The sequence below is a fragment of the Stappia albiluteola genome, from assembly GCF_014050225.1.
Lineage (GTDB): Bacteria > Pseudomonadota > Alphaproteobacteria > Rhizobiales > Stappiaceae > Hongsoonwoonella > Hongsoonwoonella albiluteola.
In genome coordinates this window covers 1-14,664 of the sequence record NZ_JACFXV010000061.1, presented here as the reverse complement: position 1 = coordinate 14,664, position 14,664 = coordinate 1, and the positions used below count along the sequence as shown (strand labels likewise).

Below are 14,664 nucleotides of genomic sequence, written 5' to 3'. Positions count from 1 at the left end.
AAAAGAGTGGGAGGAATGTGATGATGAAGAAACTGACGGCGACGGCGCTTGCCGCGCTTGCCATCGGCGCTGCCGGCATTGTGCCGGGCCAGGCCGGCGATGTCCGCGTGATGTGGTATTCCGACGGCGTGGAAGGCGAGGTCATCCAGGATATCCTCAACCGGTTCATGCAGGAAAATCCTGGCATCAACGTGATTCTCGACAATGTCGCCTACAAGGTCGTGCAGGAGCAGCTGCAGATCCAGCTGGAAGCCGGCCAGGGACCCGACATTGCCCGCGTCACCAACCTGAAGGCACTGGCCGATCACTGGCTCGACCTCACTCCTTATGTGAAGGATCCCGACTACTGGCGGGCGAATTTCGGTGACCAGTTCGACTGGATGCGGCCGGACGGTTCGTCCATCATCCCGGGCTTCATGACCCAGATCACCCTGACGGGCGGCTTTGCCAACAAGACGCTGTTCGAGCAGGCGGGCGTCGAACTGCCCGGCCCCAAGGCCACCTGGGACGACTGGGCGGAGGCCGCAGCCAAGGTGCAGGCCAGCCAGCAGCTTCCCGCCGCCTTCGCCATCGACCGCTCCGGCCACCGCATTTCCGGGCCGAACGTCTCCTACGGCGCCAACTACATCGCCGCCAACGGCGACCCGGCACCCGTCGACGACGGGGTGAAGACCTTCGCCAAGAAGCTCGTGGACTGGACGGCGGAAGGCAAGCATTCCAAGGAAGTCTGGGTGAGTGCGGCCGGCTCGACCTACCGCGCTGCCGCCGACGACTTCATCAACGCGCAGATCGCCTACTACTATTCTGGAAGCTGGCAGATCGCCAACCTCTCCACCAAGATCGGCGACGCCTTCGACTGGGTGGCGACCGGCAGCCCCTGCGGCACCGCGGGCTGCTCCGGCCTTGCCGGAGGCGCGGCCCTCGTCGGCATCAAATACACCAAGAACCCGGAAGACGTCGGCAAGGTCATGGACTACCTCGCCAGCGAGCCGATCGTGAAGGAATTCACCGAGCGCACGCTGTTCCTGCCGGCGCACAAGGGCGTCATCGCCAAGGGCGGCATCGACTTCAAGTCGGACGACCCGAACGTCAAGGCGGCGCTGAACAAGTTCGTCGAGGCAAGCGGCGAGATCCTGCCGAATGCGGCGGCCCTGCCGGCCTGGAAATGGGCTTCCGCCTATTACGGCGCGCTCGTCACCCGCATCAGCCAGGTGATGGCCGGCGAGTTGTCGCTGGAGGAAGCCTACCAGCGCATGGACGAGGACATCGCCGACCAGGTCGCCCAGGCCAAGAAGTGATCCCTTCGACATGGGCTCCCTGAAGCGAAACATCGGCGCCGCGCTCGCGGCGCCGGTTACCGCCGCTGCCGCACTGATCGACAAGCCGTTGCGTGCCTGGCAAAGCGCCACCGGCACGGGCGGCATGGCGACCTTCTTCCTGGCGCCGAACATGTTGATCTTCGGCATTTTCGTGCTGTTCCCGCTTGTCGTGAACTTCGTCTATTCGATGACCGGCGGCACGGCGCTCTTCCTGCCGGATCGCCCCTTCGTCGGCGCGGAACATTACGAGCGGTTGCTCGACTGCACGGACTACACCGATCCCAGGAGCTGCAAGGACGACCAGTTCTGGATCGCCGTGCGCAACACCGCCCTGTTCGTCGTCCTGCAGGTCGGCCTGATGACCGTTGTGGCAATGATCACCGCGCTGATCCTGAACCGCGACCTTAGGGCCCGCAGCTTCTGGCGCGCGGTCTTCTTCTTCCCCGTACTGCTGTCGCCGGTGGTCGTCGGCCTGATCTGGCGCTGGATCCTGCAGCGCGAGGGCCTGCTGAATTTCATGCTCTACGAGCTCGGCGGCGAGCCGGTCGTCTGGCTGACCGACCGCTTCTGGGCCTTCGCGGCCGCGGTCGGCGTGTCGATCTGGGCGCATGTCGGCTTCTACGCGCTGATCCTGCTTGCCGGACTGCAGGCGATCCCGCGCGACCTCTATGAGGCGGCCGAGATGGACGGCACCCGCCCGGGACGCGTCTTCTGGCGCATCACCCTGCCGCTGCTTGCGCCCAATCTCCTCGTCGTCATCGTGCTGGCGCTCATCCGCGCCGTGCAGATTTTCGATGAGGTCTATGTTCTCACCGGCGGCGGGCCCGGCACTTCCACCCTGTTCCTCACCCAATATATCTACGAGGTCGGCTTTGCCTCGCTCCTGCGCAATCCCGGCCTTGCAGCAGCTGCGTCGATCCTCATGGGCGCGGTGCTGGTGGTGCTGACGCTGATCCAGCTCAACCTGTCGCGGCGCAATTCCGGCAAGGGAGGCGGCCGATGAAGAGGATCGCGGAATTCCTTTTGCGCCGCCGCGGCGGTTCCGGCTGGCACTGGACCGATATCGTCACCTGGGTGTGGCTGGTCGGCGGGCTGCTCATCATGTTCGGCCCGGCGCTCTGGCTCGTCGGTTCATCCTTCAAATCGCCCGCCCAGCTGGCCGAATTCCCGCCGACCCTGCTTCCCTATGTGAGCCAGCAGGCGACGGTCGAAGGATACGACAAGCCATTGACCCTCTATGACGTCACGCTGGAGAACGGGGAGAAACGGCGCCTCGCCGAAATCCGCCGTATCGGCATCGTGGCGCAGATGGTCGACCCGGAAAATCCCGGCGAAGTCATCAAGGTCAATATCCAGAACCGGACGCCGGCGCGCGAGGTCGGCTTTGCCACGGAGAACTATACCGAGCCCTTCCTGCATTTCGATTTCCTGCTCTATCTCAGGAATTCCGTCTTCGTGACGCTGATGGCAACGCTCATCACCCTCGTCACCAATTCCATGGCCGCTTTCGCGCTGTCGAAATACCAGTTTCGGGGCCGTTCGCTGGTCATGCTCCTGATCCTGGCGACGCTGATGGTGCCGCTCTCGGTGATCCTGGTCCCGCTCTATTCGGTGATCAGCGCCATGGGCCTGTTCAACTCGCTGTGGGGTGTCATCCTGCCGACGGTCGCCACGCCCACGGGCGTGTTCCTGCTGCGGCAATACATGCTGACCATCCCCGACGAGCTGCTGGACGCGGCGCGCATGGACAAGGCCTCGGAGTGGCAGATCTACTGGCGGATCGTCCTGCCGCTCACAGCACCGGCCCTTGCGGTGCTGGCGATCTTTTCCGTCGTCTGGCGTTGGAACGACTTTCTCTGGCCGCTCATCGTGCTGTCGCGCAAGGAGCTCTACACGCTGCAGGTCGGCCTCAACACCTATGCGGGCGAGTTGAACGTCCAGTGGCACTTCATCCTGGCGATGACCGTCGTGACCATGATCCCCGTGGTCCTGGTTTTCATCTTCCTGCAGCGCTTCATCACCGCCGGCATCGCCGGCAGCGGACTCAAGTAACGGGAATTGACCATGGGGCGGATCACGCTCAGCGACATCTGCAAATCCTTCGGCGCGGTCCATGTGCTGCACGGGATCGACCTCGATATCGCCGAGGGCGAACTGGTCGTCTTCGTCGGCCCGTCGGGCTGCGGCAAGTCCACCCTCCTGCGCCTCATCGCCGGGCTCGAAAAGCCGACATCCGGCAAGATCGAGATCAACGGCAACGACGTGACCAGGGTGAATGCCGCCGACCGCGGCCTCGCCATGGTCTTCCAGTCCTATGCGCTCTATCCGCACATGAGCGTGCGCCAGAACATGGCTTTCGGCCTGGAAAACGCGCATCTGCCCAAGTCGGAGATCGCGGATCGCATCGCCGAGGCGAGCCGGATGCTGGAGATCGGCGACTATCTCGACCGCCGGCCCGGACAGCTCTCCGGCGGCCAGCGCCAGCGCGTGGCGATCGGCCGCGCCATCGTCCGCAATCCGACCGCCTTCCTGCTCGACGAGCCGCTGTCGAACCTCGACGCGGAACTCAGGGTCAGCATGCGCGCCGAACTCGCCAGCCTGCACGCACGGCTGAAGACGACGATGATCTACGTCACCCACGACCAGATCGAGGCGATGACGCTCGCCGACCGCATCGTCGTTCTCAGGAAAGGCCGCATCGAGCAGGTCGACACACCGCTCAACCTCTTCAACCGTCCGGCCAATCTCTTCGTCGCGGGTTTCATCGGCGCGCCGGCGATGAACTTCATCGCGGCCCGAAGCGATGGGGCCGGCAACGGCGGCACCGCGTTCCGCTATCTCGACGACGGGCGCGTGGAACTGCCGGTGACGGAGCCGCTTTCCAACGGCGCGGGGGCGACCCTCGGGATTCGCCCGCAGCACCTCCGCCTCGCCGGCAACAGTGATCCGGCAAGCTTCCATGCTACCGTGACGCTGGTGGAGGCGCTTGGGGCCGAGACCGTGGTCCACACGCAGGTGGCCGGCGGCGAGAAGATGCTGGCCGTGCTGCCGGGTCAGGCGGAGCTTGAGAGGGGCGAGACAATCGCCCTCACCTTCGACCCCGCCAATCTTCATGCCTTCGGCGAGAACGGCATGCGCCTTGCGGGAATCTGACTGCCGTTCCCGGCGTCAAACACGGCCTTGGGAAAACGCATGCTCGAAGAAGGCAAGCATCCTGTCGCGCATGGCCGCCGTCTCGCGATGTCCCGCTTCGGCCTCGCGATGCAGGATGAGGTTCTGCGGCGTCTCAGCATAGGCGGCAGCCGCCTCGGCATAGGCCCGGTCGACCGCGTTCGGCGGTGTCAGCGGGTCCAGGTCGCCGATGCAGATCAGTTGCGGGCGCGGCGCCACGAGACCGGCGATGGCCCCGTTGGAGGCGAAGGTGAGCAGGCCCGGGACGGTAAGGTAGGGGCCATGCAGGTCATGGGCGCCGGTTTCGATCATCGCCGCGAAATCGGCAAAGCAGCACAGATGGGCAATCGCCGCGATACGCGGATCGACGCTCGCCAGCCAGTAGCCGAGGGTGGCGCCCATCGATATGCCGAACACGCCGATGCGGGCCGCGTCCACGTCGCGCTGCTGCGCCAGCCAGCCGAGCGCGGAAGAAAGCTCGCCGAGCATCTGTCCGGCAAGGGTCCGCCCCTGCCACAGGGCTGCCTTGGAGGCAGCGGTCTCGCTGACGGCCGAGCGGGTGCCGAAACAGGGGAGGTCGATGGCAAGCACCCGATATCCGGCAGCGGCGAAAACCGGTGCAAGCGGTGTCTGAAGGGCGGGCCTGCCCTCGACGAGTTCGTCGGCGCCGATCTCGTGCCTGTTGCCGTGCGCATGGATATAGAGGAGGGCCGGTCCCGCTTCGCCGTCGCCTTCAGGCCCCGAGAGGAGACCGCGCACCGCTTCGCCTCTGCCATTGCGGAACGTGAGCCTTTCCAGCCGATAACCTCGCGCCGCGAGCTCGTCCCTCCCCTCGAGCGTCAGGGGATGGCGGTCGATCTCGAAGACTTCCGCAAGGCGGCGGCGCAGGTCCATTCTTTTCCTCAAGCTCCAGGGAGCAATATATGAGCGACACGACGATCAAGGGCGCCTTTTCGCTCGAAGGCCGTAAAGCCCTGGTGACGGGCGGCGCGGCCGGCCTTGGCCAGGCGATAGCCGTCGCACTTGCCGAGGCGGGCGCCGATGTCGCCATCACCACGCATCACCGGCCCGGCGACGAAACATTGGCGGCCATCTCCCGCGCAGGGAGGCAGGGCCTTCAGATCGCAACCAACCTGACATCGATTGACGCAGCCGGCGCGCAGGCGCTGATCGACGAAGCCGAAGGCCTCTTGAACGGTCTCGACATCCTTGTCAACAACGCCGGGATTATCCGCCGCGCCGATGCCGCCGAACACGGCGCGGCAGACTGGCGCGCCGTGCTTTCGACCAATCTCGATGCCGTCTGGTACCTCAGTCAGGCGGCAGGCCGATCCATGCTGGCGCACGGCGGCGGACGCATCGTCAACATCGCTTCGCTGCTGTCCTTCCAAGGCGGCATCCGCGTGCCGGGCTACGCGGCCGCCAAGCACGGCGTGGCCGGCCTGACGAAAGCGCTGGCCAATGAGTGGGCGCCGCATGGCATCGCCGTCAACGCCATCGCCCCGGGCTATATCGAGACCTCCAACACCGAGGCCCTTCGCGCCGACCCGGACCGCTCCCGCCAGATCCTGGAGCGCATCCCCGCCGGTCGCTGGGGCGGGCCGGAAGACATCGCCGCGCCCGCCGTCTTCCTCGCCTCGCCCGCCGCCGCTTATATCCACGGCCACGTCCTGACGGTCGATGGCGGCTGGATGGCGCGATAACCGGAAATCAGCGCTCACGCAGGGCACGATGGCTCGCCCTGTTCACCGGCTTGAGGAGATAATCGAGGATCGAGCGCTTGCCGGTCAGCAGGTCGACCTGCGCAACCATGCCGGGCAGGATCTGCAGTTCTTCGTCGGCATGGGGCAGGTTGGTGTCGGTCGTCCGGATACGCCCGATGTAATAGTGTCGCCCCTCTTCGTCTGCGACCGTATCCGCGCTCAGATATTCCAGCGTCCCCTTGAGAGCGCCGTAGATGGTGAAGTCGTAGGCCGTGAGCCGCACGCTCGCCGGCTGCCCGGCCCAGAGGAAGGCAATGTCCTCCGGCCGGATCTGCGCCTCCACCACAAGCGTGTCATCCTGGGGCACAAGCTCGACCAGCGGCATGCCCGGCTGGATGACGCCACCGATCGTGTTGACGAGAACCTGCTTGACGATACCGGAGGCCGGCGCGCGGACCGATGTGCGCTTGACGCGATCGGAAGAGGCGACCAACTCCTCCTTCAGTCCGGCAAGCTGGGCGTTCATCTCGTTGCGCTTTTCGATGGCCTCGGTCCGGAAGGTGTTGAGGACCTCGCTGCGCTGCTGCTTGCCCTGCGCGATCAGGGCGCCGGTGGTGGCGATTGCCGTCTCGTTCTGCTTACGCTCGCCTTCCAGTTCGTTGAGCTGCCGGCGCAGCTGCAGCACCTCGACCTGGCTGACCGCTCCGCGCTCCAGCAGCGGTTCGACCAGTTCCAGTTCGTCCTGCAGAAGGCCGTAATTTTCGAGCAGCAGGTCGTTACGCGCCGACAGTGTCGAAAGCTCCTCGTAGCGGCGGCGCAACTGCTCTTCGATGGCGGCCAGATTCTCCTGGAGACCGCGCATCCGGCTTCGAAAGAGGCTTGCGACACGCTCGACGATATCGGGCCGGGCTTCGCGCAATTCCGCCGGGAAGTCCGGCTCGCCGCCTTCGATTTCCGCTGTCAGGCGGGCGATATTGGCCTCCAGATCGAAGGCCCGCTGGCGCGCTTCGTTCAATTCGGCGGTCAAGGATGTACCCGCGATCCGCAGCAGCACATCGCCTGCCGAGACGTGGTCGCCGGCCTTGATCCGGATTTCCTCGACGATCCCGCCTTCCAGGTTCTGCACGATCTGCACTTCGCCGGAGGGGATCACGCGGCCTTCGGCAAAGACCACCTGGTCGAGCCTGGCGTAATATGCCCAGGCCAGAAACGCTGCGACCGCAAGACTCAGCGCAACGATCATCGCCCGCGCCGCGAAGGTCGGAGGCGCCATCATCGCGGCGCTGGTCGAGGTGATGACTTCCCGCTTCACGCCGCAGTTCCCTGTCCGAGCCGGCGCAGGACGTCTTGCTTGGGGCCTTCCGCCGCGATCTGGCCCCGGTCGACCACGACGAGCCTGTCGACCAGCGAAAGCAGGGCCGGCCGGTGTGTCACCACCAGCAGCGTGCGCTCCGCCGCCACGCTTTTCAGGTGCTCGATGAACGCAGCCTCGGTGCGGCTGTCGAGCTGGCTTGTCGGCTCGTCGAGAAGCAGGATCGGCGGATCCTTGAGCAGCGCCCGCGCGAGCGCCAACGACTGGCGCTGGCCGCCGGACAAGGCGCTTCCGTGCTCTCCGACGGGCTGATCAAGCCCCAGCGGACACTGCTGCAGCCAGCCTGCCGCTCCCGCGCCCTGCATCGCCGCGAGAATCTCCCGGTCGCTGGCACCGGGATGATGAAGGATCAGGTTGTCGCGGATCGTTCCCTGAAAGAATTGCGGCACCTGCGGCACATAGCCGATTGCGCGGCGAAGCTCCGCCGGCTCGATGCGCGCGACGTCGAGGTCGTCGACGAGCACCCGCCCGCTGGAGGCGCGGTAAAGCCCGAGCACGAGTTTCACCAGCGTGGTCTTTCCCGAACCGATCGGACCGACGATCGCGATCTTTTCCCCGGCCCGGATAGTCAGGCTGAAAGCCGAAAGCACCTTCACCGTCGGCTGCATCATGCCCTTCTGACCGGGAGGCGCCGGATAGGCGAAGTCGACCGCATTGAAGCGGATCGCGCCGCTGACCTGTTCCGGCTGAATGAAATGCTCGCCCGCAGGCCGTTCCACCGGCGCTTCCACCAGCGGCTTCAGGGCGCGGTAGGCGATCACCGCGCCGTGCAGCCGGCCGATCGCCTGCACGAGCTGGCCGACGGGCGCCATCGCGCGCCCACTCAACAGGATGGCGGCAATCAGCGCGCCCTGGCTCAGTTCGCCGCGGGCAATGCCATAGACGCCGTAGATCACCATGATCACCGTGATGGCCACCTGCCCGGCAAGGATCAGGTTGGCGTTCAGCAGCGACAGGCCCCGGATGGGCACGGCCGAGCTCAGGTTGGCGGCATGCGCCTTTTCCCATCGCCTCGCGGCAAAGCTCTCCGCACCCATCGATTTCAGCGTCTCAAGGCCGCTCAGGATATCGAAAAGCACCGAATTCCTGTTGGCGGCGTTGCGATGCGCGCGGTTCATATGGGCGATGATCAGCGGCTGCAGGGCAAGGCTCGTCAGCAGGATCAGCGGGATGCCCACCATCGGGACGAAGGCAAGCGGCCCGGCAACCAGCCATAGAATGAAGAGGAATAGCGCCAGGAACGGCAGGTCGCCCAGGGCGACCAGCGTGCTTGAGTTGAAAAACTCCCGCAAGGAATCGAGCTCGCGCACCGAATGGGCGATGCTGCCCGACGACGCCCGCACATGGTCGAATCGGGCCTGCAGCAGGTGGTCGATCACCCGGTTGCCCAGCACGACGTCCATGCGGCGCCCGGCCACGTCGGTCAGGTAACCGCGAAGCTGACGCAAGCCGACATCGAACAGCCCTGCCAGCACGACGCCGATGGAAAGCACCCACAGCGATTCCAGCGCCTGGGTCGGCACCACCCGGTCGTAGACGTTCATGATGAAGAGCGGGATCGACAGGCCGAGCAGGTTCACCGCGAAGGTGCCGATCAGGATCTGGCCGTAGATGCTGCGATTGGCCCACAGGCTGGAGCGGATCAGTTGCCCGAGCGACCGCTCGCTCACGCGGCCATCGGAGACGGCGGATGCATCGTCCGAGAAACTGTAGAGACGCCCGTCGAAGCCGCGAAAATAGTCGGCCGCCGCAACCCGACCCCGGCGCATGCTTGTGACGAAGGAAGGCTCGCCCCTGCCCCCGGCGATCTGCGTGATGACGTCAGGGCCCATGCCATCGTCCACCGCGATCGCCGGCATGTCGAGCGGTGTCAGGCGTCGGCGGTCCGCCACCCGGCAAGTCAGTCCGACCCGCTCCGCGGCATCCGCCAGCCGCTCCTCAGGAATGTCTCCCGATTGCGTCAGGGGAAAGCCGGTCTTCAAGGCGCCGGCCGATCTTCGGATGCCGAAATGACCGGCGATGGCGGACAGGGCATCGGCAAGCGAGACGGCGTCCTCCACCAGGGACACCTCTCTCGCCGCGCCGTCAGTCGCCTCGTTCGCCATCGCCCGGACAAACCTCTTTCACGCGCCTATTGCAGCGTCACCCTCTTGTCGAGCTGCTCGGCGTCGTCGACCGAAATGAGCCGACGAATTTCGTCCGACTTGAACCCCACCATCATCGGCTTCCGCACGCCCCGCAACGCCGCAACGTCATAGAGTTCCGTCACGATTCCGTGCAGTCGGGCCCAGTGCGCGACATCTCCCGTCCGGAGATCGACGACATAGATCGCCGCGCGCGGCTCCACCTTGCGGGCAGCGAGCGCCTCGTCCAGGGCAAGCCCCGAGAAGGTCTTGCTGTCTCGCGGCAGGGAAAGGCCCATCACCGCGTAGTCGCCCACGAAGGTCAGACCGCGCAGATATCCCGGACAGAAGGCGACTTCATCGAACCGGCCGCTGGCGATATCGACGGTGCCGAAGCGCCCCGTGCCGCTGTCGTGCAGCCACAACCGGCCCTGATGAAGCCGTGGCGAATGCGGCATGGAGAAGCCCGCCGCCACCGTCTCGCCGCTTGCGACATCGATCACGACGCCGCCGTCCCGCCGGTTGTCGCGCCACCCGTCCGCCGTGTCCGTTGCCGAGATCGCCGTGACATAGCGCGCGGTGCCGTCTTCCATGGCCAGCCCGTTCAGGTGGCAGCGGTCTTCCGCCGCCAGCCGGCTGATGAAGGCGGGCTTCCAGACCGGCTTGAAGCTGTGCGTCATGCTCGGTCGCGCAAGACAGGAAAACAGGCTGTTGACGAAGATCGCGCCGCCATCCGCCTCCACGCCGATATCATGGATGTCGAGGTCGCCGGTCACGTAACTGAAGCGCGGCGCGAGGACCTGATCGAAGCCCTCCCCCGTCGTGGCTCCGGCCGGCAGCAGGTTCTCGAAGCGGTGCAGCTGGTAAAGGCTCGCCGCATAGAGGGTGCCTCCGCTGATCGTCAGCCCCATCGCCCGATCGAGCTGGCGATTGAACAGGCTGAGCCGCCCGTCGGCATTGGTGCCGATCAGCATCACCATCCCGGCCTGGTAGGTCGAGAAGGCAAGGCTGGCCCGGCTTTCCGCGAGCCACGCCTCGAACTGCCGCGAGGTGGTGATCTCGAAGCGCTGCGCCTGTGTGTTCAAGCCGTTCCCCGAATTTCCAGCAGGCCTCGCAGCGCGTGCCTACACCACATTGGTCTGCACCTGGATGTCGCTGTCGATCCGCACGATCGCCAGGGTATCCGCACCAAGGTGATACTCGTAGCCGGTCAGCCCGCCCCCGATATCGCCGGCATTGACCCAGGCTCCACCGGCCTGCGGGTGTCCCCCCGTCAGAGCGGCAAGATCGACCGCGTCTCCGCCGTCGCCCAGGATCGTCAGGACATTGCCGCCGGTGTCGTTGATATCGAACACATCCTCGGCGCTGAGCGTCAGCCTGCTGCTGCCGCCATCCTGGCCCAGGTCGATCGTCTCGATGCCTTCGATCCTGTTGTTGGAGATCGCCGTCAGGTCCAGATCGATCGGCGCGTCGAAGCGCAGCGTGTCATTGCCGCTACCGCCGTCGATATGCCGGAAGCTGCCATCGGAAATCGCCAGCACATCGTTTCCGGCGCCGCCCGACAGCACATCCGCGCCGCCATTGCCGGTCAGCGTGTCATTGCCAAGCCCGCCGACCAGCTGATTGGCCGCCGATGTGCCGACCAGCGTATCGGCCCCGCTGGTGCCGACGCTGACGCCACCGCTGAAATTGCCGCCGAAAATGACGTAGCTCTGTCCGCTCGATGCTCCGTTCGGGTCTGCGCTCCTTGCTCCGATGAGGAGGTCATCGAAGCCATCGCCATTCACATCGCCGGCCGAAGAAACCGAATAGCCAAAACGATCGCCGTTATTCAGGCCATTGAGAACGAAGCCGTCCGGTCCGCTTCCGCCGATTGTGTCTGCATCTATGACGCTGGCAAAGGATTGCCCGCCGAACACGACATAGGCACGCCCATTGGCGTTATCGGCGCCAACAATCAGGTCTCCTATGCCATCGCCGTTGATGTCGCCGGCGGAGGCAACCGAATTACCGACGGCATCGAAATTAACGGTACCCTCGATGCGGAAACCTCGTAGCTGGCCCGATGAGCCGGTGGCGTTTATCTGGGCAAGGTCTACGGCACCGTCTCCCGCCGCTATGGATGCGAAATTCTGGCCGCCAAACACCACGTAGGCATGACCGTTATTGTCGAAGGTTGTATCGCCGCCATTGGGGGCTCCGATGATGAAGTCATCAATGCCGTCGCCGTCGATATCCCCCGCGGAGGATACCGAGCGGCCCGCTCTTCCCCCGTTGAAGCCATCGAGGCGGAACCCGTTGGTGCCGTTGACGGTCGTGAGATCGAAATCCGCAGAGAAATTCTGCCCGCCAAAGATGATATAGGCAGCACCATCGCGATCGGGGTCATCGTGGAAATTGGCTCCCACGATTAGATCGTCAATGCCATCGCCATTGATATCGCCCGCCGATGCAACCGATATTCCGGATCGCTCGGCGGCCCCGCCATTCAGCCTGAAGCCGATCGCCCCGTTCAAGGACGAAAGATTGATCGAACCGGTGCTGCCGATGCCCGCATCGCCGAACACGACATAGCTTTGGCCGGCATTCGTCCTGCCGGATGGATCTGCCCGGTTCGCGCCGATGATCAGATCGTCGATGCCGTCGCCGTTCACATCCCCGGCGGAAGAGACGGATATGCCGCTTTCGTCTCCCGCAGCTATGCCATTCAGCACGAAGCCGTTCATCCCGTTGAGGGTCGACAGGTTGATCGTCCCTCCGGCTCCGATACCGGCACCGCCGAAGACGACGTAGCTCCGCCCGGCAGCGCCATTCGCATCGTTAGCGCCAATGATCAGGTCGGCGATACCGTCGCCATTGACGTCCCCTGCCGACGATACAGCCATGCCTGCCCGGTCCGCGGAAGCGACGCCGTTGATCGTGAAACCGGAACTGCCAAGCGATCCGGCGTTGATCGTTGCCGACCCGCTGAAATCGGCCTTGCCGAAGACGACATAGCTGTGGCCGGCCCCATTCCCGGGTGCGCCGATAATAATGTCATCAAAGCCGTCGCCATTGATGTCCCCGGCGGAAGCGACGGATATGCCGCTTTCGTCGCCGCCGGCGACCCCATTGACCACAAAGCCGTTAACACCATTAATTCCGCTCGTGTCTGCGGGCGGCTGCGTCATCGGCGATGGCGGCGTGGCCTCGTCGACATCCGACACGCTGACGGTGAAGGTCTCCTGCCGCGTATTGCCGGCGCTGTCGCGCACCTCCACGGTCACCTGATGGCTGGTGGCCGTCTCGAAATCCAGCAAACCGCCATCCGCCACACGCAACTCATTGCCGACAATGGCGAAGCGCCCGCCGGCATTATCCAGCAGCGTGTAGAGGAAAGTCTCGCCGGCATCCGGATCGGCGGCGCCCAGCGTGCCGACCACCGTGCCGTTGGCCGAGTTCTCCTCGACGCTCGCATTCGACAGCGTGATGTCCGTCGGCGCCTCGTTGATGTCGCCGACCGTCACCGAAATCGTCTGCACCGACGTGCCGCCGTTGCCGTCCGATGCCGTGACCTCGACCTCGTAGACGTTGTCGCCGCCGGCATCGCCCGGCGCCTCGAAGTCCGGAGCACCGAGGAACCGCAAAGCACCGGAATTGGCATCGATCGCAAACAACGTTCTGTCCGCGCCACCCGTGATCGAATAGCTGACGGTGTCATTCGTGTCCGCGTCGGTCGCCGCAACCGCCCCTACGGCGGTCGTGTTCTCGTCGACCGAGAACGAGGCGGACGAGGTGATCACCGGGGCGTCATTCGCACCCGTCACCGTCACCGTCAGCGTCGCCGTGTCGATCCCACGATTGCCGTCCGACACTTCATAGGTGAAGACATCGTCCGCCGCCTCACCGACACCCAGCCCCTGCGCCGCGGCCTGATCGGCCACATAGCTGTAGCTGCCGTCCGCGTTGATCGTCAGCGTGCCATAGGCACCGGCAATCACCGTTGCCACACCCACCGCCACCGGCGCCCCGCCGGCCGAAACCGTGCTCACCGAAAGCGGATTGCCGTCGGCATCCGTATCGTTGGTCAGTACGTTGCCCGCAATGGCCGGACCGTCTTCCGTCGCCGAATTCGCATCGGCGACCGCGACCGGATTGTCATTGGCATCCGTCACGCTGAGGGTGAAGGTCTCCTGCCGGGTGTTGCCGGCGCTGTCCTCGACCTCCACGGTCACCTGATGGCTGGTGGCCGTCTCGAAATCCAGCAAACCGCCATCCGCCACGCGAAGCTCGTTGCCGACAATGGCGAAGCGCCCGCCGGCATTATCCAGCAGCGTATAGGTGAAGCTCTCGCCCGCATCCGGATCGGCGGCGCCCAGCGTGCCGACCACCGTGCCATTGGTCGAGTTCTCCTCGACGCTCGCATTCGACAGCGTGATGTCCGTCGGCGCCTCGTTGACGTCGCCGACCGTCACCGAAATCGTCTGCACCGACGTGCCGCCATTGCCGTCCGATGCCGTGACCTCGACCTCGTAGACATTGTCGGCACCGGCATCGCCCGGCGCATCGAAATCGGGCGACGCAATGAAGCTCAACTCGCCCGTCGCGCCATCAATCGTAAACAGCGCCCCATCGGCACCGCCGCTGATCGAATAGCTGACGGTGTCATTCGTGTCCGCGTCGGTCGCCGCAACCGTTCCTACGGCGGTCGTGTTCTCGTCGACCGAGAACGAGGCGGACGAGGTGATCACCGGGGCGTCATTCGCACCCGTCACCGTCACCGTCAGCGTTGCCGTGTCGGTTCCACCGTTTCCGTCCGACACTTCATAGGTGAAGACGTCGTCCACCGCCTCGCCGACACCCAGCCCCTGCGCCGCGGCCTGATCGGCCACATAGCTGTAGCTGCCGTCCGAGTTGATCGTCAGCGTGCCATAGGCGCCGGCAATCACCGTCGCAGCACCCACCGCCACCGGTGCTCCGCCGGCCGAAACCGTGCT

General features: G+C 65.1%; 10 protein-coding genes. 5 read left to right on the top strand and 5 right to left on the bottom strand.

The annotated features are described in order from the left end of the window. Nucleotides 1-17 precede the first annotated feature (17 nt). Genes H2509_RS14115 through H2509_RS14100 form a run of 4 tightly spaced genes read left to right on the top strand, consistent with a single transcriptional unit; the run spans nt 18 to nt 4,472 of the window. Complete coding sequence (locus H2509_RS14115; RefSeq protein ID WP_408022679.1) at nt 18-1,298, top strand: ABC transporter substrate-binding protein; 1,281 nt, start codon at nt 18-20, stop codon at nt 1,296-1,298. Nucleotides 1,299-1,308: 10 nt separating this feature from the next. After that, nucleotides 1,309-2,322: a carbohydrate ABC transporter permease gene (locus tag H2509_RS14110; RefSeq protein WP_182166326.1), complete on the top strand. Its 1,014-nt coding sequence runs from the start codon at nt 1,309-1,311 to the stop codon at nt 2,320-2,322. Then, a complete protein-coding gene (locus tag H2509_RS14105) occupies nt 2,319-3,371 on the top strand; it encodes a carbohydrate ABC transporter permease (protein WP_182166324.1) in 1,053 nt (350 codons plus the stop codon). The genes H2509_RS14110 and H2509_RS14105 overlap by 4 nt, the downstream gene beginning before the upstream one ends. A 12-nt stretch (nt 3,372-3,383) precedes the next feature. Beyond that, nucleotides 3,384-4,472 carry an ABC transporter ATP-binding protein gene (locus H2509_RS14100; protein WP_182166322.1) on the top strand — a complete coding sequence of 363 codons (1,089 nt, stop codon included), beginning with the start codon at nt 3,384-3,386 and terminating at the stop codon, nt 4,470-4,472. 15 nt (nt 4,473-4,487) lie between these two features. Here the strand turns inward: H2509_RS14100 and H2509_RS14095 are convergent, their stop codons facing one another. After that, on the bottom strand, nt 4,488-5,384 hold the full coding sequence (locus tag H2509_RS14095) for an alpha/beta hydrolase family protein (RefSeq protein WP_182166320.1): 897 nt from the start codon (nt 5,382-5,384) through the stop codon (nt 4,488-4,490). 29 nt (nt 5,385-5,413) lie between these two features. Between H2509_RS14095 and kduD the strand changes: the two genes are divergently transcribed. Continuing rightward, nucleotides 5,414-6,193 carry a 2-dehydro-3-deoxy-D-gluconate 5-dehydrogenase KduD gene (kduD, locus tag H2509_RS14090; RefSeq protein WP_209001967.1) on the top strand — a complete coding sequence of 260 codons (780 nt, stop codon included), beginning with the start codon at nt 5,414-5,416 and terminating at the stop codon, nt 6,191-6,193. Between the two features lie 7 nt (nt 6,194-6,200). Here kduD and H2509_RS14085 read toward each other — a convergent pair whose 3' ends face one another. The 4 genes from H2509_RS14085 to H2509_RS14070 are packed head-to-tail and all read right to left on the bottom strand — an operon-like array spanning nt 6,201 to nt 14,637. Beyond that, nucleotides 6,201-7,505, bottom strand: coding sequence for an HlyD family type I secretion periplasmic adaptor subunit (locus tag H2509_RS14085; protein ID WP_182166318.1), 1,305 nt, complete (start codon nt 7,503-7,505; stop codon nt 6,201-6,203). Further along, nucleotides 7,502-9,670 (bottom strand): type I secretion system permease/ATPase, encoded by a 2,169-nt coding sequence (locus tag H2509_RS14080; RefSeq protein ID WP_182166316.1) that lies wholly within the window; start codon nt 9,668-9,670, stop codon nt 7,502-7,504. Before H2509_RS14080 ends, H2509_RS14085 begins: the two co-directional genes overlap by 4 nt. A 26-nt stretch (nt 9,671-9,696) precedes the next feature. After that, nucleotides 9,697-10,773 carry a TIGR03032 family protein gene (locus H2509_RS14075; protein WP_182166314.1) on the bottom strand — a complete coding sequence of 359 codons (1,077 nt, stop codon included), beginning with the start codon at nt 10,771-10,773 and terminating at the stop codon, nt 9,697-9,699. 39 nt (nt 10,774-10,812) lie between these two features. Beyond that, a complete protein-coding gene (locus H2509_RS14070; RefSeq protein ID WP_182166312.1) occupies nt 10,813-14,637 on the bottom strand; it encodes a beta strand repeat-containing protein in 3,825 nt (1,274 codons plus the stop codon). Nucleotides 14,638-14,664 lie beyond the last annotated feature (27 nt).